The sequence below is a fragment of the Lentzea sp. DG1S-22 genome, assembly GCF_036321065.1.
Lineage (GTDB): Bacteria > Actinomycetota > Actinomycetes > Mycobacteriales > Pseudonocardiaceae > Lentzea > Lentzea jiangxiensis.
Genome location: NZ_CP143276.1, coordinates 2,020,541 through 2,043,186, shown reverse-complemented (window position 1 = coordinate 2,043,186; position 22,646 = coordinate 2,020,541). Strand labels below are relative to the sequence as shown.

Sequence of the window (22,646 nt, the reverse complement as noted above, 5' to 3'; positions counted from 1 at the left end):
AGCCGGGCCACGAATCAGACGGTCTGCTTGTTCGCGCTGCGGAAGCCCCGCAGTCTCAGGCTGTTGCCCACCACGAAGGCGGACGAGAACGCCATCGCGGCGCCCGCGATCATCGGGTTGAGCAGGCCGAGCGCCGCCAGCGGCAGGGCGGCCACGTTGTAGGCGAACGCCCAGAACAGGTTGCCCTTGATCGTGCTGAACGTGCGGCGCGACAACCGGATCGCGTCGACCGCGGCGCGCAGATCGCCCCGGACGAGCGTGAGGTCGCTGGCCTCGATCGCGACGTCGGTGCCAGTGCCCATGGCGAGGCCGAGATCGGCCTGGGCGAGCGCGGCGGCGTCGTTCACGCCGTCACCGACCATCGCGACCACGCGGCCCTCGGACTGCAGGCGCTTGACCACGTCGACCTTGTCCTCGGGCAGCACCTCGGCGATGACCTCGTCGATGCCGACCTCGGCGGCGACGGCCCGGGCGACCGCCTCGTTGTCCCCGGTCAGCAGCACCGGCCGCAGTCCGAGGCCGCGCAGCCCCGCGATCGCCTCGGCCGAGGTGGGTTTGACCGTGTCGGCCACGACCAGCACGCCTCGCGCTTCGCCGTCCCACGCCACCACCACGGCGGTACGACCCTTGTCCTCCGCCTCCTCCTTGGCGGCGGTGAGCTCCTCGCTCAGCCCGACGCTCCACTCCTGGAGCAGGCGCTCGCGGCCGACCAGCACGGCGTGCTCGTCGACGACGCCCTGGACGCCGAGGCCCTCCAGGTTCCGGAAGTCCTCCACCGCCGGCAGGTCGCCCACGCGGTCGGTGGCACCCGTGGCGATCGCCTTCGCGATCGGGTGCTCGGAGGCGTGCTCCAGCGCGCCGGCCAGGCGCAGCACCTCGTCCCCGGTCACGCCGTCGGCGGCGTGGACCTCGACGAGGCTCATCTGCCCGGAGGTGACGGTGCCGGTCTTGTCGAGCACGACGGTGTCGACCCGGCGAGTGGACTCCAGCACCTCCGGTCCCTTGATCAGGATGCCCAGCTGCGCGCCGCGCCCGGTGCCGACCAGCAACGCGGTGGGCGTCGCCAGGCCGAGCGCGCACGGGCACGCGATGATCAGCACGGCCACCGCGGCGGTGAAGGCCGCCGAGGCGCCCGACCCCGCACCGAGCCAGAACGCGAGCGTTCCGACGGCCAGCGCGATCACGATCGGCACGAACACCGCGGAGACCCGGTCGGCGAGGCGCTGGATCTCCGCCTTGCCGCTCTGGGCGTCCTCGACGAGCTTCGCCATCTGCGCGAGCTGCGTGTCCGCGCCGATGCGGGTGGCGCGCACGACCAGCCGGCCACCGGCGTTGACCGTGGCGCCCACGACGGTGTCACCGGTCCTGACCTCGACGGGCACCGACTCGCCGGTGAGCATGCTCGCGTCGATCGCCGAGCTGCCCTCCACGATCACGCCGTCGGTGGCGACCTTCTCGCCCGGCCGCACCACGAACCGGTCGCCGACCCTCAGGTCGTCGACACCGATCCGCTGCTCGCGTCCGTCCCGCAACACCGCGACTTCCTTGGCGCCGAGCTCGAGCAGCGCCCGGAGCGCGGCCCCGGCACGGCGCTTCGACCGCGCCTCGAAGTAGCGGCCCGCGAGGATGAACGTGGTGACGCCCGCGGCGACCTCGAGGTAGATGTTGCCCGCGCCGGACATCCGCTGGACGGTGAGCTCGAAGGCGTGCGTCATGCCGGGCGTGCCCGCGGTGCCGAGGAACAGCGCGTACAGCGACCACAGGAACGCGGCGGCGACGCCGATGGAGATCAACGTGTCCATCGTCGCGGCGCCGTGGCGCGCGTTGGTCCACGCGGCCTTGTGGAACGGCCAGGCGGCCCACACCACGACGGGAGCGGCGAGCGTGAGCGACAGCCACTGCCAGTGGGTGAACTGCAGCGCCGGGATCATGGCGAGCGCGATGACCGGCACGGTGAGCACGATCGACGTGATCAACCGCTGCCGCAGCGTGCGGGTGGGGTCCTCCTGCGCCTCCTCCGTGCTCTCGGCGGCACGCGGGGGAGCGGGCAGCTCGGCGGTGTAGCCGGTGTTCTCGACGACCTTCACCAGCTCTTCGGCGGTGAAGGACTCCGGGAAGCTGACCCTGGCCTTCTCGGTGGCGTAGTTGACGCTGGCCCGCACGCCGTCGAGCTTGTTCAGCTTGCGCTCGATCCGCGCGGCGCAGGAGGCGCAGGTCATCCCGCCGATCGAGAGTTCGATCTGACTCGTGCGGACGTCAGCCGCCGTGGCCATGGCCGTCCTCCTCCTTGGGTGTGGTCGTGCTGGTGGGCTGCGTCTGCGGTTGCGATGCGGCCGTGCCCGTGGTGGCGAGGGTGAACTCCGCGGTGCGGACCTGACCCCCGTGCTGGAAGTCCAGGAAGAGGCGGTACCCGCCGGACGTCGGGACCTCGACCGCGAACTTCACCTCGGGGCCGGCACCGGGTGCCTCCACCGGATGAACGTGCAGGTAGGCGAGGTCGGCGGACCGGAGCGCGACCAGGTGGCCATGGGCGCCCAGGTAGGGCTGCAGGTCGGTCACCGGCTTGCCGTCCCTGGTCACCGTCGTGGTCACCGTGGACTCCGCACCGGGTTTCAGATCGCCGTCGAGGCGGACCGTGTAGCCGTCCACCGTGAACTCCCGCGAGTCCGTCTCGTACTGCTTCGGCTCGTAGGCGCCGGACACCTGGATGTCCGTGCCGAGCGTGGTCTTGGTGCCGTTCTCCGGCTTGAAGTCGGCGAAGACCCGGTAGCTGCCGGCGGCGGGCAGGGTCAGCGGCACCGACCACGTGCCGTCCGCGGCCATCGCGGGGTGCACGTGCTGGAACCCGGAACCGTCCCGGCGCACCAGCACGAGGTGCAGCCGCTTCTCGTGCTCCACGTCGAACTCCGTCACCGTGCCGCCGTCGGCGGTGCCGATGCTGAACTGGAAGGTCTGTTGCTCGCCGGCGTTCGCGCTGGTGCGCAACGGCTTCAGCACGTAGCCGTTGTCCGCGGCGGACAGACCGGGCGGCAGCTCGTCGCCGTCGGTGCCGGCGGGGGACTGCGCGGCGCCGTGGTCCATCGCGGCCGGGGCGGTGTCGCCACCGGACGGACCGGCCGCGGCGCCGGCCGTCCAGGCGCCGCCGAAGACGATCGCCAGCACGCCCGCGTAGGCGCTCACCTTCGTGGCGGTGTTCATCTCGGACCCTCTCAGCTCGCGACGAGCGTGTAGCCGGCCTCGGTGACAGCGGCGCGGACGTCGTCCTCGGCGACCGGCTGGTCGCTGGTGACGGTGACCCTGCCGCTGTCCAGCTCGACGTCGACCTTCCGCACGCCGCCGATCCGGCCGATCTCCTCGGTGACCGAGCTGACGCAGTGTCCGCAGGTCATGCCGGTGACGGTGTAGCTGGTCTCGGCCATGGGGAACTCCTCGTTGCTGATGGGACTGGGAAATCAGGAGCGGACGAGGCGGGCGATGGCGTTGCTGGCCTCGGCGATCTTCTCGTCCGCCTTGGCACCGCCCTCGGTGATCGCCTCGCTGACGCAGTGCTTCAGGTGCTCGTCGAGCAGCCCGAGCGAGACGGCTTGGAGTGCGCGCGTCGCGGCGGAGATCTGAGTGAGGACGTCGATGCAGTAATCGTCGTTCTCGATCATCCGTTGCAGGCCGCGCACCTGACCCTCGATGCGCTTCAGGCGGCGGAGGTGGGCTTCCTTGTTGTCCGTGTAGCCGTGCATGTGCCGCTCCTGTCGATCGGTCCGTCGCGCGGCCGGTCGCAACTGACCGGGGGAACGACGGGCGCTTGCGGCAAACATACCTAAGGGGGGTATGGGTGTGCAAGGCCTGCTAGCGGTACGGGGTAGGGGTATCTGTCGTGACCTGGCTCACCGCGGCGTCGTGGGCACCGGGTTCGTTGTCGCTCAGGGAGAATGCGGCCTGCGCGGTAGGTCCACATACTATTCGCTATAGTAGGTTCAGGCCGACTTCCCCCGTGTCGGCCACGACCTCGCCGAGGCACCCCCTCGAACTCGGTGAGAAGCACGTCCGGGCCGGGTGAACTGGTGTTCACCCGGCCCGGACGTCGTGTGACGGGGTGGTCCTACTTCAGCAGCCCCTGCATCTCGGTGATCTCCGCCTGCTGGGCGGTGATGATGTCCTGCGCGAGCTTCTTGCTCTCGGCGTTGCTGCCCTTGTCGAGGTGGGTTGTGGACATCTCGATCGCACCCTGGTGGTGCTTGATCATCATTTCCGTCCACATGTGGTCGAACCCGGCACCCGCGGCCCGGCCGAGCCCGGCCATCTCCTCTGCGGTCATCATGCCGGTGCCGTGGTCCATCGAACCGTGGTCCATCCCGGGCATCGACGACGCAGCCGGGGCCGCGCCCCACTTCGAGAGCCACCCGGTCATGGTCCTGATCTCCGGGTCCTGCGCGCCCTCGATGCGCTTGGCGAGGTCGAGGACCTTCGCGTTCGTGCTCCTGCCCGGCACCATCTTGGCCATCTCCACCGCCTGCCGGTGGTGGACGATCATCTCCTGGGCGAACCGCACGTCGTGGTCGTTGTGGTCCGCCGCCTGCCGGCCGGGGGCCGGAGCCGGCGCGCTCGCCGAGTCGTGCTGCATGCCACCCATGTCGTTGCCGCCGCTGCTGCACCCGGTGACGAGCGTGAGAACAGCGACGCCCGCGACGCCGAATCTGATCAGAGACTTCCTCATCGAGCTTCTTCCTCCTGTGCTGGGAAATGTGTGATCTGTCTCCGGAGTCCGGACTGATCACAGCCTCAGCACGCAGAGGGAGCCGAGCAGGTCGCGACCGCCTCTCGGCGGTCGTTCCGGGGCGCGAGGCCGGACACCCGTCGCCTGGAGGCGTACGGGAACAAGGCGCCTCTTGGTCAGCAGCAGCGGCCATGCGAACAGGAGCAACGACGCGACCGCGGTGAGTACGGCAACGCACAGGTGGAGCATGTCGTGTGCTGGCTCCGGCGCGGGATCTCCGGAATGGTGTGCACCGTGTGTGCTCGTGGACACGGTTCCGTGTGCGGCTGGCGCGTCGTTGCTCACATTGACGTGATGCATGCCGACCACCCCGAGGAACAGCGCGCACAGCAGGATCCATTGGATCGTCCTGCCGTGCGTCTCTGGAGCCATGCAACTACCCTACCTAGTAGGCCGCATCAACGGTGTCTACGGGTCGCTGCGTGATCTGGTTCAAAGAGGAGCAGATCGACCGGCCTCAAATCCTATCCAGGGTAGTAGGTCCCTGATTCGGGCCACGCAGGTCCCTCGACCAACAACACGGCCGGTGCGGCACGGGCCGCCGTGATGGCTGACGCCGCCAGTGGACGGTGGCCGCTCGTCTTCCTGGACATTCCGTCTTCGGTCCTGCCGCTCCGCGAAGAAGGCTTGACACCCCCGGGGGGTATGAGCGTAACTTGGCCGCCAACATACCCCACTGGGGTATCAAGGTCGGAAGACGAGGAGCAGGCGATGAACCACACCGGTGGGCAAACGGGTCTGACGAAGCTGGCCGTCTCGGCGACGCTGCACTGCCTCACGGGCTGCGCCATCGGTGAGGTCCTCGGCATGGTCATCGGCACCGCGCTGGGCTGGTCGAACCTGGCGACGATCGCCCTCGCCGTGGCGCTCGCGTTCGTCTTCGGGTACGCGTTGACGATCCGTCCGGTGCTCAGGTCCGGTCTCCCGCTGCGCGCCGCGATCGGTGTGGCGCTCGCCGCCGACACCGTGTCGATCGCCGTGATGGAGGTCGTCGACAACGGCGTGATGCTGATCGTGCCCGGTGCGATGGAGGCCGGCCTGGCCAGCTGGTTGTTCTGGGGGAGCCTGGCGTTCGCGCTCGCGGTGGCGTTCGTGGTCACCGTTCCGGTCAACCGCTGGCTGATCTCGCGCGGCAAGGGGCATGCCGTGGTGCACCAGTACCACGGCGGTGGCCACGAGGGTCACCACCACTGAGTGAGCGGTGGCCGCGAGACGCTCGCGGCCACCGCTCGTCCGAATCTTCGTTCTGCGGGGTAGGGCCTCGGCTGGCTCGCCCTGGTGCGCCCGGACGGCGACTACCGCTCAGCTCCGCACGTGCCGCGGTCCGGTCTCGCCGGCGGAGCATCCGAAAAACTCGGCAAATGCACGTTCTCGGCCTTTGCGTTCGAATGCGGCGGATGTCTCGAGCATCCGCGATTCCTGCCGACAAGGAAACGCCTTTTCAGCTATGCGATTACTGAGCAATGGGCGGAATGTGGTGCGCCGTGCAATAACGTCTGTTTCATCAGCCGTGCGGGACTTTTCGCGGAGCAACGAACCAGGAGTGTTCGGCCATGGGCGAGACTGGCATCATCGGAGGCACCTCGAGCCTCCTTCGTGAACCCGTTGTGGACGCTTTCGCCGATCTGCGGGCCCCGAGTCGGGCGGACCAGGCACGCGCAGTGGGGATGTACCCGTTCTTCAAGGCCATGGCCCGGCACAACGGCGGCACCGTGGTGGTGGACGGCGAGCAGTACGTCCTCACCGGTTCCAACGACTACCTGGGCCTGACGCAGGACGAACGGGTGCGCAAGGCCGCGCGTGACGCGGTGGACGACTTCGGCATGTCCTGTTCGGGATCGCGGTTCCTGACCGGCACCCTCGAGCTCCACGAGACCCTCGAGGCCGAACTGGCGGACTTCCTCGGAAAGGAATCCGCACTGATCTTCAGCGCCGGCTTCCTCTCGACCGCCTCGGCCGTGTCGACGCTGGGCGGACGCCGCAACATCCTGTACTTCGACAACGAGAACCACGCGAGCATGATCGACGGCTCGCGGCTGATGGCGAACCGCCCGCGGCGCTTCGAGCACAACGACGCCGCCGACCTCGAGCGGCTCCTCAAAGAGGACGAAGGCCTGCCGGGTGGACGCGTGATCTACACCGAAGGCGTTTTCTCGATGTCCGGCCACATCGGGGCGATCCCCGAAGTCGTGGACGTCGCCAGGCGGTACGGCGCGCGAGTGGTGTGCGACGACGCGCACGCGACCGGCGTGCTCGGGCCGCACGGCGAAGGGTCGCACGTCCACTTCGACCTGGCTGACGACGTCGACGTCGTGGCGGGCACGTTCTCGAAGGCGCTTGCGTCCGTCGGCGGGTTCCTGGCGGGCACGGCCGACGTCATCGACCACGTCAAGCACACCGCACGGCTGCTCATCTTCAGCACCGCTCTACCCGCTCCGAACATCGCCGCCAGCCTCGCGGCGTTGCGCATCATCCGCTCCGAGCCCGAGCACCGCGAGCAGATGTGGGCCAAGGTCGACTTCATGCGCCGGAACCTCCTGGGCCTGGGCTTCGACCTGCTCGGTTCCAACAGCCCGATCATCCCCGTGCTGGTCGGGGACGAGGGCACCGCTCTCCAGTTCTGGCGCGGGTTGTGGGACGAGAAGGTCTTCGCCACCCCGGCCATCCCCCCGGCCGTCGCCAGGGGGCGGAGCATCATCCGCACCAGTTTCAACACCGCGCACACCCCCGAGCACCTGGAGCGCACGTTGGAGGCGTTCGAGAAGGTGGGCCGTGCGTTGCGGGTGATCTCTTGACGCAGGTTCGGCGGAGCTGAGCCGTCCGCGGCGGTGGACGGCCACGAGGCGCGTTGCCGCCCGTCCTCGCCTCACGCACTGATACCCGACTTGCGACAGGAAAGAGAACCGGCATGACGGTTCACGAACAGCAGACGCGCCGCTTGTCGATCAGCACGGCGCCGGTGCCGCGCTGGCTGGAGTCGCGGGTGCTGCGCGGCGGCGCCGCGCGGACCGAGCACCTGGCCGCGCCGCCGCCGGGCTCGGGCCTGCGGGCCGTGCCCGGCGACCCCGGTCTTCCCCTGGTCGGTCACGGGCTCGCGTGGATGCGGTACGGCCCGCGGTTCGAACGCGCCAGGGTGACGCGGTACGGACCGGTGTCGTGGATGAAGGCGTTCGGCGTCAAGATGGCGGTGGTGGGGGGCGCCGACGCCACCCAGGCCGTGCTCACCAACAAGGACAAGGCCTTCTCGCAGTCCGGGTGGAACCTGTTCTTCGACCCGTTCTTCCGGCGCGGCCTGCTGATGCTCGACGACGAACACCTGCAGCACCGGCGGATCATGCAGCAGGCCTTCACCCGGCCCCGGCTCGCCGCCTACGCGGAGGTCGCCGGCCAGGTCGTCCGCGAGGTGCTCGACGACCTGCCGGCCCGGCTCGCCGTCCACCCGCTGATGGCCCGGCTCACCATGGACATCGGCTCGCAGGTGTTCATGGCGCGCGCCCTCGGCACGAACGAGCCGGTGATGCGGGCGTTCAAGGCCGCGGTCGACGGCACCACCGCACTGGCGCGGTTTCCCGTGCCGGGCGGCAAGTGGCAGGCAGGGCTGCGGGGCAGGAGGATGCTCGAGGAGTACTTCAAGGCCGACCTGCCCGCCAGACGGCACAGCGCCGGCGGCGATCTGTTCTCGGTGCTGGCCTCCGCACGGGACGAGGACGGCCAGCGGTTCACCGACACCGAGATCGTCGACCACATGATCTTCCTGATGGTGGCCGCGCTCGACACCTCGGCCACCACGGCGACGGCGGCGATGTACCACCTGGCTCGCCAGCCGGAGTGGCAGGAACGGGCCCGTGCCGAGTCCGCCGCCCTGGGGCCGGCACCCGACATCGACGGTCTCGACCGGCTGACCACGCTCGACCTGGTGGTGAAGGAGTCGCTGCGCCTGGTCGCGCCCGTGCCCACCTTCGTGCGCAGGACTGTCCGCGACGTCGACCTCACGGGCTACCACCTGCCGGCCGGCACCACCACGGTCGTCATGCCCGCCGCCAACCACTACGACCCGGCGTACTGGCGCGACCCCGACGCGTTCGACCCGGACCGGTTCGCCGAACCGCGCCGGGAGGACCAGGCGCACCGGTTCGCATGGGTGCCCTTCGGCGGCGGTGCGCACAAGTGCATCGGGATGGTGCTGGGCTTCCTGGAGGTCAAGACGATCCTGCACGAGTTGTTGCTGCGTCACCGGTGGCGGCTGCCGGAGGGCTACCGAGCGCGGTGGGACTGGTCGAACACCCCGTCTCCGACCGGCGGTCTCCCCGTGCACCTCGACCGCATCACCTGACACGTCCGGTGTGGACGGAAGGCCGAGGATCCGGCGCTTCCGCACAGGAGTTCACAGACCACTGCGAAGGAAGTTCCAATGAGAGTGGCGATGCTCGCGCACGGTTCGCGGGGAGACATCCAGCCGATGGTGGCGCTCGGCGACGAACTGCGGCGCCGGGGGCACTCGGTGGTGATGACGGTGAACGAGAACCTCGCGGCGTGGGTCGCACGTGCCGGCATCGACGTCGTCCCGATGAAGCCGGACATGAACGCGCTCCTGACCTCCGAGGCGGCGCGGAACCACATGGCACAAGGCAAGGTCCTCGCGTTCCTGAAGGCGATGACCCTGGAAGAGCGCGCGGCGAACCGCTCGATCATCGACGCGTGCGTCACCGCGGCCGAAGGCGCCGACCTGGTGATCTCGACGATCACGACCGTGTACCGCGGCGAGTGCCTCGCGAAGGCGCTCGGTGTGCCGCACCGCACGTCCAGCCCGTACCCGGTCCTCGACGCGGGGAACCACGCGAGCTTCCTCTCGCCCGTCCACGACCTGCGACTGCGCTGGCTGAACCTGGCCAGCTGGCGCTTGCTGGACATGGCGTTTTGGCAGGAGAGCAAGCCGAACATCGACGAGATGTGCGACGTGCTCGGCATCGCGAGGTTCCAGCGTGCCCCGCGCGTGGAGCTGATCCCTTCGGTGGCGATGTACAGCGAGGCCGTCGCGCCGAGGCCGGCGGAATGGCACCCGCGGCACGAGATCGTCGGGTGGCAGGCGCTGTCCGCCGACCTGCGGGCCCGCCTCGGCGAAGAGGTGCCGGCCGACCTGGACGCCTGGCTGGACGCCGGCAGCGCACCCGTCTTCTTCGGCTTCGGCTCGACGCCGGTGGCCGACCCCCCGGCCATGCTGCGCGACATCGCCCGGCTGACGCGGGAGCGCGGCCTGCGAGGGCTGATCTGCGCCGGCTGGAGCGATTTCGGTGCCGACGGCGCCGAGCTGCCGGACCACCTGTACCTCACGAACAACGTCGACTTCGACGCGGTGCTGCCGCGGTGCCGGGCCGCCGTGCACCACGGCGGGTCGGGAACGACCGCGTCCGTCCTCCGCGCCGGTCTGCCTTCCGTCATCGCCGGAGTGCTCGCCGACCAGGCCTACTGGGCGTGGCGCATCGAGAAGCTCGGTGCCGGCGTGCGCCTGCCGTTCCACAAGATCACCCTGGACCGGCTCGGTGCCGCCGTGGACGCGGCGCTGGAACGCACCGCCCAGGCGAAGGAGCTCGGCGCACGGGTCTCGGCGAACACCGTGCAGACGGCCGCCACGGACGTCGTCGAGCGCTGGGCCGCGGAGCTGGGAATCCAGTCGGCCGTGCGCAACTGACGGCGCGCTGGTCGACAACGCGTTCGTCGGCCGCCACCCCGGTGCTGTCGGTCTCGTGACCGGGCACCGACCCGCACGGGGTGGCGACCGCGCGACTCGGGCTCAGCGCACCTGCTCGGCCTTGAACTGCATCCGCGGCGTCGCGTAGAACTCCTGGGCCTGCACCAGCCGCAGCTCGCGCTCACCGGAGCGGTAGGTCAGGTCGATCAGGTCGAAGACGCTCGACGCGGTGCGCTCCAGCGCCAGCGCCGCGTCCTTCGTTCGCACGTAGTGGGCGGTGAACAGCGCGGCCGTGACGTCGCCGGACCCGTTCGCCTTGAACGGCAGGTGCGGGGTGCTCACGAGCCACGACCCGGCGGTGTCCACGACGAGCATCTCGATCGTGCCCTCCTCCCGGTCGGGCCGCTCGACGCTCGTGACCAGCACGGTCGACGGACCCATCGCGCGGGCGAGGTCGGCCGACGCCAGCGTCTCCTCGACGCTCGCCGGCTCGGTGCCGGTGAGGAAGCCCAGCTCGAACTGGTTCGGGGTGATGATGTCGGCCACCGGCACGACCCGGTCGCGCAGCAGCACGGGGATCTCGGGCGCGACGAAGCAGCCGGACTTGGCGTTGCCCATCACCGGGTCGCACGCGTAGAGCGCCGCCGGGTTCGCGGCCTTCACCCTGCGCACCGCGTCGATGATCACATCGGCGATGCCCGTGCCGCCCTGGTAGCCGGACAGCACGGCGTCGACCTGCGGGAACACGCCGCGTTCCTCGACCCCGAGCAGGATCTCGGCCACGTCCGACGGCGGCAGGAGCGGACCGCGCCACGCGCCGTACCCGGTGTGGTTGGAGAAGTTCACCGTGGGGATCGGGACGACCTCGACCCCGAGGCGCTGCAGCGGGAACACGGCGGCGGAGTTGCCGACGTGGCCGTGGGCGACGACCGACTGGATGGACAGAACCTTCATCCGCCCAGCCTAGAACGGACACCCTGACGTCGTGACACCGCTGGACCACGTCGGTGGTCGTGTCGCAGGACCGCCCGCGCTGGTCGTAGTGGTGCCGACGACATCGGTACCGTGCCCGGCAGGTGTGCTGCCGGCGCCCGAGCAGACCACGAACGGTGAAGGTCATGGTCTGTTGCCGGTGTGCTGACGGGAGGAATTCTCGACGTGCCGGCGAAGAGGTCTGACGACGCCAAGGTGCGGCTGGGCAGTCGCTTCCACCGGCTCTTCGGCGCCACTCTCGTGTCGGCCATCGGTACCGGCATGCACGCCGCCGCGTTGCCCCTGCTGGTCCTGCAGAGCACCAGCAGCCCGATGGCCTTGAGCCTCGTCGTGATGGCCGCCGAGATCCCCTGGGTGCTGCTGTCGCTGCACGCCGGTGTCGTGGTGGACCGGCTGGACCGCCGGCGGGTGATGGTGTGGGCCGACCTGGGCCGGTTCGTGGTCTTGGTCGCTCTCGCGGTGTTGGTCCTGACCGCGCAGGTGGACCTGTTGTGGCTGGTGCTCGCGGCGTTCCTGCTGGGCGTCGGTCAAGTCTTCTTCGACATCGCCGCCCAGTCGGCCGTTCCCGACTTCGTCTCCCGCGATCCGCGGAGCCTGGCGACGGCGAACGGGCGGATCGTCGCGGCGGACAGCGGCGGTGAGGACTTCGCAGGGCCTCCGCTCGGCTCCGCGCTGTTCGCGGTGTGGAACGTCCTTCCGTTCGCCGCCAACGCTCTCTCGTTCGCCGCCAGCGGCCTGTTGATCTTCTCGATCCGGGCGAACGCCAAGCCGGAGAACACGTCCGGAGCTCCGCGCAAGAGAATCCGGAGCGACATCGTCGAGGGCGTTCGCTGGTTGTTCGGGAACCGGACCCTGCGGGCGCTGGCCGTGGTTTCCTGCCTCGGCAACGTCGCCGCCACCGCTCAGTTCGCGATGCTCGCGCTGCTGGCCGAGGACGTCCTCGAACTGCGTGACCTCGGTTTCGGCCTGTTGCTGACGGCCACCGCGGTCGGTGCGACGCTCGGGGGACTGGCCGCCGCGGCCGCCGGCAAGCGCTTCGGCCCCGGCACGGTGATGATCGTGGGCAAAGCCGGCGTGGGCGCGGCCATTCTGGTTCTGGGACTTGTCGCCAACGCGTGGGTCGCGGCCGTGATGATGATGGTGACCGGCGCGCTGATGACCGCGGAGAAAGTCGTAGTGAGCACACTGCGCCAACAGATCGTGCCCGATGAACTCCTGGGGAGGGTGCTCTCGTCGAGCAGACTGGTGGTCATGATCGGAGGGCCGGTTGGTGCGGCACTCGGCGGTGTTCTCGCCAGTGTGTTCGGCGTCCAGGTCTCCTATGTCGTCGCCGGCGTTTTCCTCATCCTGGTGGCGCTGGTCTTCTATCCCGCGCTGAACAACCGTGCCCTGGCCGCGTCGCGTCAGGGTTCGTCGGCGGCGGTGTCGCCCTGGACGTGCTGTTGAGCCTGACGGGGGTCGGCGCCGTGTTCGCGTGCCTCGATGGCCTTGCGCAGATCGTCCGGTGCCAAGTCGTCGTGGTTGATCACGCCCAGGAGTTCGGCCTTCTTGTGCAGAGCCTGGATGTCCGTTTCCTCCATTGTCGTCCTCCTTGCCGTCCGCAGCCGATCCGAAGTGCTGGCTACCCGGGCCGCCGGGGTCGACGCGGGCTTCCCCCGATCCGGGCCGTCGCGTTCGTCGGCGGCCAACCCCGTGCTCGCCGAGGACGTGGTTGAGGCCGGGTGGAGCGGGTAGGCCCTGTGCATGGCTCCCACGACGTTGACCGCGCTCGCGCTGACCTGCTCCCTCAAGCCCTCACCCGAGCCGTCGAGCGCCGACAAGCTCGCCCGCGAGGTGCTGGACGAGCTCGCCGCGCACGGTGTGACGGGGGACCTGATCCGGGTCGTGGACCACGACGTGCGCCCCGGCGTGCAGAAGGACATGGGCGAGGGCGACGAGTGGCCGATGATCCGCGAACGCGTGCTGGCCGCCGACATCCTGGTGCTGGCCACGCCCACCTGGGTCGGTCACCCGTCCAGCGTGGCGCAACGGGTGATGGAGCGGCTGGACGCCGAGCTGTCCGAGACCGACGACGAGGGCCGCCTGCTGACCTACGGCAAGGTCGCGGTGGTGGCGGTGGTCGGCAACGAGGACGGCGCGCACAAGATCATCGCGGACTGCTTCCAGGCCCTCAACGACGTCGGGTTCACCATCCCGGCCAGCGGCGGCACGTACTGGAACAACGAGGCGATGACCCCGAAGGACTACATCGAGCTGGAGCAGACGCCTGACCCGGTGGCCTCGACCAACAAGAAGCTGGCGAGCAACGCCGCGCACCTGGCGCGCCTGCTCAAGCAGGACCAGTACCCACCGGTGCAGTGAGGACCGTTCACACGGGCGAGTGGGAAGTGGTGCACGAGGTGCTGCACGCCGACTCGGTACCCAGCGGTTCCGCGGCTCGTGCTACGCCCACGCAAGAAGTCGCAGCTGTGTTGCGACACCCTCGCCGCGTTGTGAACGGGCGGCGCGGCGAACCCGTACGGCTGCCTCCGCCCGGGTAGTCCCGGCGACAGCGGACGTGTCGGCTGACCAGGCGCGGGTACCACGCCGGGAGAGAACCCGACCAGGAGGAGGAGCGGATGTCCAGCAGCGAGACCGGTCAGGTCACGGGCACGCCGGACAAGGACTACAACATCATCTGGTTCGTCGAGGCGTGCCTGAGCAACGTGCTGCGGCTGGAGACCTACATCGCCGACGCGGAGCGTGCGGGCGACGGCGAGCTGGCGGACTTCTTCCGGCGCGCCCAGGAGGCGAGCCGCAAGGGCGCCGACGAGGGCAAGCAACTGCTGACCCGGCGCTTGAACGGCTGACGCCGCCACGGCGAAGCCGCCGGCGATCCGGTCCGCCGGATCGCCGGCGCCACCCGAGGCTCGACAGGCCCGGTACGGCGCAGTGATCACCGGAACGTCCTTTGTGGGCTGTGCTGCGCCGTGTCCGGACGGGGTGATCACTCATTCGTGGCGACCAGCCCGTCGCTACGGTGCCGGACGTGCCCAAGCCACTGATCGGAATCGTCCTCGCGCGGACCGGAAGGCTCGCGCCGCTGGGCGCGGCCCTGGACTTCGTCGCCGGCGCTCTGCCGTGGCCGGTGGACGTGCTGGTCCACGACAGCTGCTCCACGCCGCAGGGTGCCCGCGCCGCGGTGTCGGCGCTGACTGACGCGGGCGTGCGGGCGGTGGTGACGCTGGGCGGCACGGAGACGCTGCCCGCGGTCGCGCGTGCCTGCACCGAGCGGGAGGTGCCGTGCGTGTCGACGACCTTGCCGTGGCAGGTGTTCGACGCCGAGGTGTTCGGCGACGACCACCGGCCGGGGTGGGCGTTCCACTTCAGCTGGGGCGTCGACGACATCGCCGAGGTGTTCACCGACCTGTGGGAGCACCTCGGCGCCGCACGCCGGGTGGGCTGCCTGTGGAACGACGGCACGCAGGGACGCGCGCTGCGGCGGTGGTTCCGGCCGGTGGCCGAAGCACGCGGGCACGTGCTGGTCGACCTGCCCTACCGCGAGCACGGCGACGACCTGCCCGACCTGGCGGAGGTGGAGGTGGTGACCTCGGCCGCGACCGCCGCCGACCTCGCCGCGGCCATCCGGCGTGCCCGTCCGCGGCTGGTCACCTGCTCGCGCTGGCTGACCTACCCGTTCAGCGTCGCCGCGCACGCCGGGCTGGACCGGATCGCCACGATCGTCTACTGGACGCCCGAGCACGGGGACGGCGCGGGGCGCGCACTGGCAGCCGCCTACGAGAACGCGACCGGCATGCCGTGGACGCAACCGCTCGGCGTGGCGCATGCCGCGCTCGAGGTCGTCTGCCACGCCGTCACCGCCTCGCGCTCCCGCACGGAGGCGGCCGAGGCGCTGTCAGGCCTGAGGCTGGACACCCTCGCCGGAACGCTGGACTGGACGGACGGCCCCGCGCCCGGCGTCGCGAAGATCGCGCTGGCGGGTGGGCAGTGGCGCGGCGGACAGCGCCCGGAACTGGTCGTCGTGGACAACCGCCGCGTCCCGGGCGTGCCGGTCGGCGGTGCACTGCTCCTCAGTCCGCCAGCGTGATGGTGAACCGGTAGCCCACGTCAGCCCTGGCCGTGACGCGGGTGACCTTGGCCTCGCCGCGCGCGTTGGAGTACTTGCCGGTGCCGCCGATGACGGCCATGGTCGTGTTCTCGAAGCCTTCGGCGATCGACCTGTAGTCACGCAGGCCGGACAGGTGCAGTTCCCCGTCCTGGAGCCGGAAGGTGGAGGTGCAGTGCGCCGTCACCGCGGGCGGCACCGCCACGGACACCGACAGCACGCCGCAGTGGGAGAAGCCGTTGCCCACCTTGGCCCGGCCCTGCCCGTCCGACAGCTCACCGCCGCTGACGAACCCGCCTCCCACCGCGATGTTCACCGGCGCCGACATGAGCGTCCGCTTGGAAGTCAGCTCGATCGTCGTCTGCCGCTGGTCCACCTGGTCAGCGCCCACGAGCGTCCCGGCGAGGGCGAGCACCACGAGCCACGGTTGAACCTTCATCCACGCACCTCCGCGTCCGACCGGATTCCCCTCGCCGACGCTAGACCCGTTGCGCCACAGGGCACATCGATCGATGGGGTAGCGACCGGTCCTCGAACGGCTGTCCACTCGGCACGGTCCGCGCACCCAGCGGCACCGCTTCGCCGACAAGCCACACGTCCAGGTGAAATGAGCCTGTCCGGCAGGTGTTTCGCGCGGTGCGGGGCCGGTGGTCGGGAAGCGGAATGTCTGTCGAAAGGCAGACGTGCTCGCGTGATCCGGATGATCGAATCGTGGGCATGAAAGCGCTGATGACGCTCCTGACCGCACTCGCTGTGCTCGCAGGAGGCGTGGGGCCCGCCACCGCTGCCGAGGGTCTGCACTGGCGGGAGTGCCACGACGGGCTGCGGTGCGGCGAAGTCCTGGTTCCCGCCGACTGGACCCGTCCTTCCGGTGACACCCGGATCGCCGTGCCGTTGCTGAAGATCCCGGCGCGGGAGCGGAAGGCCGGTGTCCTCCTGCTCAACCCCGGTGGCCCGGGGTCGGCCATCCCCAACTTCGCGTTCCCGGGCTACCGCGACCAGTTCGCGGACCTCGCGGCGCGGTTCGACGTCGTGGTGTTCGACCCGCGCGGCATGGGCGTCGCCTGTCCGAGTCCGAATCCCGCACCGCTGTCCTCGCCGGTGACCGAGTCCGCCCATCGTGAGTACGCCGCCGCCAACGGCCGGTTCGCGGCGGACTGCGCGGCGGCGATGGGCGCGTACCGCGGGCGCCTCAGCGCTCGCCAGGTCGCGCACGACATGGACGCCGTCCGGCGCGCGCTGGGGGAGCGCCGGCTCAACTACTTCGGCAACTCCTACGGCACGGTGTACGGGCAGTTGTACGCGGACCTGTTCGGCCACCGGGTCGGGCGGATGTACCTGGACAGCGTGCTGGACCACACCCGGCGCGACCCGGCCGAGTGGGCTCGGGCCGGTGCCGCCACGGCGGAGGGCAACCTCCACCGGATGGCGCGGTGGTGCGCGGCTGACGCCGGTTGCGCACTGCACGGCGAGGACCTGATCGCCGTGTGGGACCGCGTGCTGTCCACGCCCGGTGTGGAGGTGTCCGCGGTCCTCAGGTGGGCCGCGGCGAGGATCGGCAACGACAAGGGCTGGCCCGCGCTGGCCACCGGACTCGCGCAGCTGGCGGCCGGCGACACGACGGCGATCACACCGCGGCCCGGTCCGTCCGACGTCGGTCTCGCCCGGACGGCGTTCTGCGCGGACTTCCCCTTGCCGGACGACTTCCCGGCCGTGAAGCGGGTGGAGGACCGGTTGCGGGCGGCCGCTCCCCGGCTGGGGTGGGCGGCGGTCCCGTGGCGGGTCTCCGGGCACTGCTCGGGTGTGCCCGGAGAAGGACTCAACCCGCCGACGGCGTTGTCCCCGATGCCGAACGTGCTGGTGGCCAACGGCGAACACGACCCGCTGACCCCCGCCGAGCACGGCCGCCGGGTCGCCGCCCAGCTGCGAGGCGCGTACCTGCCCGTGGACGGCAACCACGGGCTCTACCTCAACGGCAACGCCTGCGTCCGCGACCACGTGCACCGCTACTTCCTGGCCGGGGAGCTGCCCGCGCCGGACGCGCGGTGCGGCTCACCGGCCTGACCCGGCCGTGTACAACTGGGGAATGGACGACCGCCGGATGCCCGGTTCTGCCATCCGTCCGGCGGGACCGCGCTCGTGGTGGTCGTTTCCACGGAGCACGCGGGCGTTCCCGGAGCGGCTTCGCGACACCGTCGGAGGCGATGCGGTGTTCGCCGGCGCGGCCGTGGTCGTCGTGTCGGTGCTCGGGCTGGTCGAACACCGCCCCGCGAACCCGGTCGTCATGATCGCCGCGTCGGTCGCGGTGGCGTCACCCCTGCTGCTACGGCGTCGTTTTCCCCTGACCACGGCGTTCGCATCCGCCGCGATCGTGGTCGTCGTCGCCGTGCCGGACTGGGCCGGCCGCCTGGCCGCCATGGCCGCGTTCGGTTCCGCCGCGTACCACCGTCCCCGGCGGACGGTGTTCGTCCTGGCCGCGGCGGGGTTCCTCGTCCTGGCCGCGGCGGGAGTCCGCTCACCGACGGCCGCGACGTGGACGGACCTGCTCCTGCTCGGCATCGCGCCGGCTGCCGCCGGTTCCGCGTTGCGCATGCACCGCGACCGCGCCGACCAGGCCGAACGCCTCTACCGGGAAGAGACCCGCAGGGTGATCGCCGAGGAGCACGCCCGGATCGCCCGCGAGGTGCACGACGCCGTCGGCCACCACCTCACCGTGATCCGGATGCAGGCCAACGCCGTCCGGCACGTCGCCCGCTCCCTGCCCGCGGTCGCCGACCGGGCGCTGGTGACGATCGCCGAGGTGTCGGCCACCGCGCTCACCGAGGTCCGCGACGTTCTGGCCGCACTGCCCACGCACGGCACCACGCTGGCCGACCTGGACGCCCTCGTGGACCACGTGACCGGGCCGAACCGCACCGTGACCCTCACCAGGGACGGCCCCGCGCCGGGCACCCTGCCGCCCTTGGTCGACCACGCCGGTTACCGGCTGGCGCAGGAGGCGCTCACCAACGCGCTGCGCCACTCCGACGCGTCCAGGGTGGACCTGCGCCTGCACCACACGCTGGACGCCGTCGTGATCACCGTGGCGGACAACGGTTCCACCACGCCCGGCCCGGCGACCGACGGCACCGGGCTGCGCGGCATCCGGGAACGGACCCGGCTGCTCGGCGGAACCTTGCGGATCGAGCCGAACCGGCCCAGCGGCTGGCTCGTCGAAGCCCGGCTCCCGCTGGGGGAGCAGCGGTGATCCGCACCCTGGTCGCGGACGACCAAGAGCCCGCGAGGTGGGCACTGCGCCTGGTCCTCGACGCCGAACCCGACATCGAGGTGGTCGACGAGGCCGTGGACGGCGCCGAAGCCGTGGACAAGGCCCGCCGGCTGGGCGTGGACGTGGTGGTGCTCGACCTGAGGATGCCGCGCATGGACGGGGTGGCGGCCATCCGCCGGATCACCGAATCGGTCACCCCGGCGCCCGCGGTGGTCGCGCTGACGACGTTCGACGTCGACGAGTACCTGTTCGGCGCGCTCCGGGCGGGCGCGGCGGGCTTCGTGCTCAAGGACAGCGAACCGGCTCTGCTCGTCGAGGCCGTCCGCGCGGCGTCGAGGGGGCAGGGGCTGCTGGACCCGCAGGTCACCCGCCGCGCCATCCGCCGGTTCGCGCAGTTCGCGCCCCGCCCCGCACCGACCGGACTGGACCTGCTCACCCCACGCGAGCAGGAGGTGCTTCGCCACGTGGCACGAGGCCTCAGCAACGCCGAGATCGCCCGTGCCTTGACCGTCGGCGAAGGCACGGTCAAAACCCACGTGGCTCGCGTACTCGCCAAACTCGGCCTGCGCACTCGCGTGCACCTGGTGATCTACGCCTACGAGCACGCCATCCTGAGCCCTTCCTGACGAGGCCGGTCGACCTTCCCACCGGCTCGGGGCCGGTGACGAAGTTCAGGCAGGTGTCGCCGATCGCGATCCGTCCTGACCGCGGTCGTGCAGTGGCGTCAGTGGCGGCACACCTGCCCCAGCTGCCTGCGCAGCTCGACGATCTGGCTCTGGGCGGCGGCGAGCTCGTCCTCCAACCCGATGATGCGGGCCGTCGCGGCGAGCGTGTGGCCCTCGTCGAACAAGACGCGGATCCGGCCCGCCAGTTCGAGTTGACGGCGGCTGTAGCGGCGATGTCCGCCGCCGGAGCGTTGGGGCCGCAGCAGGTCCGCGGTGTCCAGGCTGCGCAGGAACGCTTGCTGAACACCGAGCAGCTCCGCGGCCTGGCCGGTGGTGTAGGCCGGGTGGTCCACGTCGTCGAGGTCGTCGAGGGGCACCGTGGGCGGCTCCTTGAACCTGGGTGAATTCGCTGCTCAAGACTATCTTCAGCGACTGCTTGACACAATCTGCAGTGCGCGCTATAAGAAAAGTGTCGGTCGATGACCTGGTGACAGTGGCCCGGGAGTGATCGAGATGAGCGGCGAGAACGTGGTTCCCCACGTCGAGCGCGGCGGCGTGCCGGTGTTCGCGGACGTGGTCGCCGCCGACCTCGACTGGGTGCGGGCGGAGTTCGACGAGATCGTGGCCGCGAACTTCCTCGAGTCACCCGTCCCGCCGCTTCGAAGGCATTCGCGCGAGCGGCCGCGCCACCCGGCACCACCGATGCGGATGGCCACACCGTCCGGCCGGGAATCCGGCGCCCGCGACTGGACCGCACGCGAGGTGGGCGCGCGGGAGCGCTCTCCTCCGCGCCCGGCGGTCGGACCCTCGACGTGACACCTCGAACGCTGTCCAGGAGGTGATAGCGCGCAGGGCACGGCCGATCCGTCGTGGCTGTTCGCTCGTCATCCCGCCGGTTCCCGCCTCGACGCGGCAACCGGTCTGCGTCTCGTGACGCGATCAAAGCGACCGCCACGGGCCGAGCCTTGCCGGAGACGCGTTTCGCAGACCTTCGAGTTGAGCCTGGATCACGCCCGTCACGGCCACCGGAAGCCGTGGCGGGCATCGGGTTGTGCCAGAACGGCAACCGCGAAAGGGGGACTCGTGATGGACCTGGACAAGCCGTGGAACGACGTGACCGACCAACTGCGTCCCGCCTGGCCGGAACTCGACGAGATCGCACTCGACGGTGTTCCCGATCCCGACGACATCGCAGCCCCGGGAGAGGTGATCGAGGCCGACCCCGTCGATGTCGCCGACCAGCGCCGCGTCGTGCCTCCGCCCGACGACGAACCGGACCCCGCCGGAGGCCTGACATGAGCCGCCGCCCGGAACCCGGCTCGCACGCCACCCACCACGCGGCCTCCACAGGCGACTGTCCACAACGGCACGAGCCGCGCTGCGACGACCACGTCGCACCCGCCCGGCCGCGGAAGTGATCCGACCATGCCGACGCACCGAAACCCGTCATCGCACGACCCGCACCGCGTACTCGGCGTCCCGCGCGATGCCACCCCGGCGCAGATCCGCACGGCCTACCGAGCGCTTCTGCTCGCTCTCCACCCGGATACCCGCGCAGAGCCCGCAGACCCGGCACGGCTGGCCCAGGTGGTGGCCGCACACGCCCAACTGCGCGACGTCTGCCGCCGCACCACCGGTGACCCCGCGCCGTCCACCGCCAACACCCCGCCGGAGGGCGGAAGCCCGATCCCGGTCCGCGTCCGGGATCCCCGCCGTGATCGGCCGGACATCCTCGTGGGCCCCGTTCGCAGCCACCGGAGCCGCTGACGGCCACGCCGGAGTCGAGCCGCCCCGTGCTCGTCGCGGTCACCGGAACGCGGCGCTGACCTCACCCCGGCGTTGCTGGTGGGTTCGGATTCGGCCGCTGGCGGCGTACCACTGGACGGCGATGATCGCGGCGAGGGCGATTTCGGTCAGGTCGCCGCCGTAGTACATCAGCTGGGCGCCGGTGTGCAGGTCGGCAGTGGCGAAGGCGGTGCCCGGCGGAGGTGCCGCGTAAAGAGTTTTGGCGAGGACGGCGTGGGCGGCGCCGGCGCCGAGCAGGGCAGTGGCGCGCCAGGCCAGGCTCCAGCGGCGTCGGACCGGGTCCAGTTGGCACACGGCGAAGGTGAACAGCAGCCCGGAGACCACGACGTGCACGTGAACCGCGGCGTGCAGCAGCGGCTGGTGGTGAAGGCCGGCGAACAGGGGAGTCCGGTAGAGCAGCCACAGACCGCCGACGTCCAGCACTGCCGCCAGTGGGGGGAAGACCAGCACGCTCACGGGAGTCGAGTGCGCCACGGCCAGCAGCGTGCGCCGGGGTCGCGTCGGAAGCACCCGCAGCAGCAACGTCAGCGGGCGAGCCAGTACCACCAGCACAGGGGCGATCATGGCCAGCACGAGGTGCTGGGCCATGTGGGCGGTGAACGGGCCTCCTGGCAGCGGTCCGAGGAGCGCGTAGGCCAGGACGGCGCACCCGGCGGTGAAGCAGGCGTCCCGCCATCCCGGCCAGGCATCACCGCGCAGGCGCAGCCGGATGCTGCCTGCCAGATACGCAGACGCGGCCAGCACGGCCACCACCGCGATGACCATCCCGATCAGTCCCGTGGGCGCCGCAGCGGGCGCGTGGTGCAGATGAGGGTTGCTCACGAGCCGGCCTGTCGACGCGCCCGCACGGCGAGGACGGCGCCCACGGCCAACAGCGCCAGCGCCGCGCCGTTCCACACCAGGTCGTAGACCAGCAGGTCCACGCCATAGCGGACCTGGTGCAGGCGCAGCACTTTGTGGTCGACAATGCCGTCGAACAGCTGGAAGCCGCCCAGACCGAGGAACAGCCCGGCCACAGCATGAGCCGGGGCGAGAGCGCGACGACGGCGCAGGTCGGCGTACAGGACGAACCCGGCCACCAAGCCCAGCAACTCGGCGGTGTGCAGCAGCCCGTCCGACACCAGCCCCACCGCCGGGGTGGACCGGTCGAAGAAGTGGTGCCAGGCCAGGATCTGGTGGAACACGATCTCGTCGACCGCGGCCATCAGCGCCGCGCCGATCAACGCGCAGACAGCCAGCGACCTCCTGGGCAGGAGCACGGGTTTCGGTGCGGAGGGCGGTAGGGCTCGCCCTTCGGATTCGCTCATCAGGCGCGCAGTCCTCCGATCGGTGATGTGGTGGGTCGTGCC

25 protein-coding genes are annotated in these 22,646 nt (G+C 70.7%); 14 read left to right on the top strand and 11 right to left on the bottom strand.

What is annotated here, in order from left to right; all coding sequences use genetic code 11:
* Positions 1–14: 14 nt before the first annotated feature.
* The 5 genes from V1227_RS09030 to V1227_RS09010 all read right to left on the bottom strand — a co-directional run bounded on the left by V1227_RS09030 (position 15) and on the right by V1227_RS09010 (position 4,711).
* Positions 15–2,273, bottom strand: coding sequence for a heavy metal translocating P-type ATPase (locus tag V1227_RS09030; protein ID WP_329792054.1), 2,259 nt, complete (start codon positions 2,271–2,273; stop codon positions 15–17).
* Positions 2,257–3,198 carry a hypothetical protein gene (locus tag V1227_RS09025; protein WP_329792053.1) on the bottom strand — a complete coding sequence of 314 codons (942 nt, stop codon included), beginning with the start codon at positions 3,196–3,198 and terminating at the stop codon, positions 2,257–2,259. Before V1227_RS09025 ends, V1227_RS09030 begins: the two co-directional genes overlap by 17 nt.
* A gap of 11 nt (positions 3,199–3,209) precedes the next feature.
* Complete coding sequence (locus V1227_RS09020) at positions 3,210–3,419, bottom strand: heavy-metal-associated domain-containing protein (RefSeq protein WP_329792052.1); 210 nt, start codon at positions 3,417–3,419, stop codon at positions 3,210–3,212.
* A gap of 33 nt (positions 3,420–3,452) precedes the next feature.
* Entirely contained in the window at positions 3,453–3,734 is a 282-nt protein-coding gene (locus V1227_RS09015) for a metal-sensitive transcriptional regulator (RefSeq protein WP_319989906.1), read from the bottom strand.
* Between the two features lie 362 nt (positions 3,735–4,096).
* Positions 4,097–4,711 (bottom strand): DUF305 domain-containing protein, encoded by a 615-nt coding sequence (locus V1227_RS09010; RefSeq protein ID WP_329792051.1) that lies wholly within the window; start codon positions 4,709–4,711, stop codon positions 4,097–4,099.
* Positions 4,712–5,482: 771 nt separating this feature from the next.
* On the opposite strand from V1227_RS09010, the gene V1227_RS09005 reads away from it, so the two are divergent.
* From V1227_RS09005 to V1227_RS08990, 4 genes are all read left to right on the top strand, one after another.
* Positions 5,483–5,965 carry a DUF4396 domain-containing protein gene (locus tag V1227_RS09005; RefSeq protein WP_329792050.1) on the top strand — a complete coding sequence of 161 codons (483 nt, stop codon included), beginning with the start codon at positions 5,483–5,485 and terminating at the stop codon, positions 5,963–5,965.
* Positions 5,966–6,438: 473 nt separating this feature from the next.
* Complete coding sequence (locus V1227_RS09000) at positions 6,439–7,566, top strand: aminotransferase class I/II-fold pyridoxal phosphate-dependent enzyme (RefSeq protein ID WP_329792049.1); 1,128 nt, start codon at positions 6,439–6,441, stop codon at positions 7,564–7,566.
* Between the two features lie 113 nt (positions 7,567–7,679).
* Positions 7,680–9,104 carry a cytochrome P450 gene (locus V1227_RS08995; protein WP_329792048.1) on the top strand — a complete coding sequence of 475 codons (1,425 nt, stop codon included), beginning with the start codon at positions 7,680–7,682 and terminating at the stop codon, positions 9,102–9,104.
* Positions 9,105–9,182: 78 nt separating this feature from the next.
* The gene (locus V1227_RS08990) at positions 9,183–10,460 is read left to right on the top strand and encodes a glycosyltransferase (RefSeq protein ID WP_329792047.1); all 1,278 of its coding nucleotides are present in this window, start codon (positions 9,183–9,185) and stop codon (positions 10,458–10,460) included.
* 102 nt (positions 10,461–10,562) lie between these two features.
* Here V1227_RS08990 and pdxY read toward each other — a convergent pair whose 3' ends face one another.
* Positions 10,563–11,414 (bottom strand): pyridoxal kinase PdxY, encoded by an 852-nt coding sequence (pdxY, locus tag V1227_RS08985; protein WP_329792046.1) that lies wholly within the window; start codon positions 11,412–11,414, stop codon positions 10,563–10,565.
* Between the two features lie 204 nt (positions 11,415–11,618).
* Between pdxY and V1227_RS08980 the strand changes: the two genes are divergently transcribed.
* Positions 11,619–12,899, top strand: a complete 1,281-nt coding sequence (locus V1227_RS08980; RefSeq protein ID WP_329792045.1) for an MFS transporter — start codon at positions 11,619–11,621, stop codon at positions 12,897–12,899.
* Here the strand turns inward: V1227_RS08980 and V1227_RS08975 are convergent.
* The gene (locus tag V1227_RS08975; protein WP_329792044.1) at positions 12,857–13,033 is read right to left on the bottom strand and encodes a hypothetical protein; all 177 of its coding nucleotides are present in this window, start codon (positions 13,031–13,033) and stop codon (positions 12,857–12,859) included. The genes V1227_RS08980 and V1227_RS08975 overlap by 43 nt on opposite strands.
* Positions 13,034–13,196: 163 nt before the next feature.
* Between V1227_RS08975 and V1227_RS08970 the strand changes: the two genes are divergently transcribed.
* From V1227_RS08970 to V1227_RS08960, 3 genes are all read left to right on the top strand, one after another.
* Complete coding sequence (locus tag V1227_RS08970; RefSeq protein WP_329792043.1) at positions 13,197–13,814, top strand: flavodoxin family protein; 618 nt, start codon at positions 13,197–13,199, stop codon at positions 13,812–13,814.
* A 257-nt stretch (positions 13,815–14,071) separates the two neighbouring features.
* Entirely contained in the window at positions 14,072–14,302 is a 231-nt protein-coding gene (locus V1227_RS08965) for a hypothetical protein (protein WP_329792042.1), read from the top strand.
* 179 nt (positions 14,303–14,481) lie between these two features.
* A complete protein-coding gene (locus V1227_RS08960; RefSeq protein WP_329792041.1) occupies positions 14,482–15,540 on the top strand; it encodes an ABC transporter substrate-binding protein in 1,059 nt (352 codons plus the stop codon).
* On the opposite strand, the gene V1227_RS08955 is transcribed toward V1227_RS08960, so the two are convergent.
* Positions 15,524–15,997: an allene oxide cyclase barrel-like domain-containing protein gene (locus V1227_RS08955; protein WP_329792040.1), complete on the bottom strand. Its 474-nt coding sequence runs from the start codon at positions 15,995–15,997 to the stop codon at positions 15,524–15,526. The two genes, V1227_RS08960 and V1227_RS08955, sit on opposite strands and share 17 nt — an antisense overlap.
* A gap of 278 nt (positions 15,998–16,275) precedes the next feature.
* Between V1227_RS08955 and V1227_RS08950 the strand changes: the two genes are divergently transcribed.
* The 3 genes from V1227_RS08950 to V1227_RS08940 all read left to right on the top strand — a co-directional run bounded on the left by V1227_RS08950 (position 16,276) and on the right by V1227_RS08940 (position 19,452).
* Positions 16,276–17,622, top strand: a complete 1,347-nt coding sequence (locus tag V1227_RS08950; RefSeq protein WP_329792039.1) for an alpha/beta fold hydrolase — start codon at positions 16,276–16,278, stop codon at positions 17,620–17,622.
* A gap of 145 nt (positions 17,623–17,767) precedes the next feature.
* Positions 17,768–18,805 carry a sensor histidine kinase gene (locus V1227_RS08945; protein WP_329792038.1) on the top strand — a complete coding sequence of 346 codons (1,038 nt, stop codon included), beginning with the start codon at positions 17,768–17,770 and terminating at the stop codon, positions 18,803–18,805.
* Positions 18,802–19,452 carry a response regulator transcription factor gene (locus V1227_RS08940; RefSeq protein WP_329792037.1) on the top strand — a complete coding sequence of 217 codons (651 nt, stop codon included), beginning with the start codon at positions 18,802–18,804 and terminating at the stop codon, positions 19,450–19,452. The genes V1227_RS08945 and V1227_RS08940 overlap by 4 nt, the downstream gene beginning before the upstream one ends.
* A gap of 98 nt (positions 19,453–19,550) precedes the next feature.
* On the opposite strand, the gene V1227_RS08935 is transcribed toward V1227_RS08940, so the two are convergent.
* The gene (locus V1227_RS08935) at positions 19,551–19,868 is read right to left on the bottom strand and encodes a MerR family transcriptional regulator (RefSeq protein ID WP_329792036.1); all 318 of its coding nucleotides are present in this window, start codon (positions 19,866–19,868) and stop codon (positions 19,551–19,553) included.
* 136 nt (positions 19,869–20,004) lie between these two features.
* Here V1227_RS08935 and V1227_RS08930 point away from each other — a divergent pair, with 136 nt between their 5' ends.
* From V1227_RS08930 to V1227_RS08920, 3 genes are all read left to right on the top strand, one after another.
* A complete protein-coding gene (locus tag V1227_RS08930) occupies positions 20,005–20,307 on the top strand; it encodes a hypothetical protein (protein WP_329792035.1) in 303 nt (100 codons plus the stop codon).
* A gap of 270 nt (positions 20,308–20,577) precedes the next feature.
* A complete protein-coding gene (locus V1227_RS08925; RefSeq protein WP_329792034.1) occupies positions 20,578–20,790 on the top strand; it encodes a hypothetical protein in 213 nt (70 codons plus the stop codon).
* A gap of 126 nt (positions 20,791–20,916) precedes the next feature.
* Positions 20,917–21,258, top strand: a complete 342-nt coding sequence (locus V1227_RS08920) for a J domain-containing protein (RefSeq protein ID WP_329792033.1) — start codon at positions 20,917–20,919, stop codon at positions 21,256–21,258.
* Positions 21,259–21,297: 39 nt separating this feature from the next.
* Here the strand turns inward: V1227_RS08920 and V1227_RS08915 are convergent, their stop codons facing one another.
* Complete coding sequence (locus tag V1227_RS08915) at positions 21,298–22,119, bottom strand: cytochrome c oxidase assembly protein (RefSeq protein WP_329792032.1); 822 nt, start codon at positions 22,117–22,119, stop codon at positions 21,298–21,300.
* The gene (locus V1227_RS08910) at positions 22,116–22,604 is read right to left on the bottom strand and encodes a DUF2243 domain-containing protein (protein ID WP_329792031.1); all 489 of its coding nucleotides are present in this window, start codon (positions 22,602–22,604) and stop codon (positions 22,116–22,118) included. The genes V1227_RS08915 and V1227_RS08910 overlap by 4 nt, the downstream gene beginning before the upstream one ends.
* Positions 22,605–22,646 lie beyond the last annotated feature (42 nt).

Coding starts and splice junctions, on each gene's coding strand:
- V1227_RS08970 (WP_329792043.1), top strand. CDS start 13,197: ATGGCTCCCACGACGTTGACCGCGCTCGCGCTGACCTGCTCCCTCAAG.
- V1227_RS09005 (WP_329792050.1), top strand. CDS start 5,483: ATGAACCACACCGGTGGGCAAACGGGTCTGACGAAGCTGGCCGTCTCG.
- pdxY (WP_329792046.1), bottom strand. CDS start 11,414: ATGAAGGTTCTGTCCATCCAGTCGGTCGTCGCCCACGGCCACGTCGGC.
- V1227_RS09000 (WP_329792049.1), top strand. CDS start 6,439: ATGTACCCGTTCTTCAAGGCCATGGCCCGGCACAACGGCGGCACCGTG.
- V1227_RS08925 (WP_329792034.1), top strand. CDS start 20,578: ATGGACCTGGACAAGCCGTGGAACGACGTGACCGACCAACTGCGTCCC.
- V1227_RS09020 (WP_329792052.1), bottom strand. CDS start 3,419: ATGGCCGAGACCAGCTACACCGTCACCGGCATGACCTGCGGACACTGC.
- V1227_RS08975 (WP_329792044.1), bottom strand. CDS start 13,033: ATGGAGGAAACGGACATCCAGGCTCTGCACAAGAAGGCCGAACTCCTG.
- V1227_RS08950 (WP_329792039.1), top strand. CDS start 16,276: ATGAAAGCGCTGATGACGCTCCTGACCGCACTCGCTGTGCTCGCAGGA.
- V1227_RS08920 (WP_329792033.1), top strand. CDS start 20,917: ATGCCGACGCACCGAAACCCGTCATCGCACGACCCGCACCGCGTACTC.
- V1227_RS08995 (WP_329792048.1), top strand. CDS start 7,680: ATGACGGTTCACGAACAGCAGACGCGCCGCTTGTCGATCAGCACGGCG.
- V1227_RS08955 (WP_329792040.1), bottom strand. CDS start 15,997: ATGAAGGTTCAACCGTGGCTCGTGGTGCTCGCCCTCGCCGGGACGCTC.
- V1227_RS08990 (WP_329792047.1), top strand. CDS start 9,183: ATGAGAGTGGCGATGCTCGCGCACGGTTCGCGGGGAGACATCCAGCCG.
- V1227_RS08910 (WP_329792031.1), bottom strand. CDS start 22,604: ATGAGCGAATCCGAAGGGCGAGCCCTACCGCCCTCCGCACCGAAACCC.
- V1227_RS09010 (WP_329792051.1), bottom strand. CDS start 4,711: ATGAGGAAGTCTCTGATCAGATTCGGCGTCGCGGGCGTCGCTGTTCTC.
- V1227_RS09030 (WP_329792054.1), bottom strand. CDS start 2,273: ATGGCCACGGCGGCTGACGTCCGCACGAGTCAGATCGAACTCTCGATC.
- V1227_RS08930 (WP_329792035.1), top strand. CDS start 20,005: ATGAGCGGCGAGAACGTGGTTCCCCACGTCGAGCGCGGCGGCGTGCCG.
- V1227_RS09015 (WP_319989906.1), bottom strand. CDS start 3,734: ATGCACGGCTACACGGACAACAAGGAAGCCCACCTCCGCCGCCTGAAG.
- V1227_RS09025 (WP_329792053.1), bottom strand. CDS start 3,198: ATGAACACCGCCACGAAGGTGAGCGCCTACGCGGGCGTGCTGGCGATC.
- V1227_RS08965 (WP_329792042.1), top strand. CDS start 14,072: ATGTCCAGCAGCGAGACCGGTCAGGTCACGGGCACGCCGGACAAGGAC.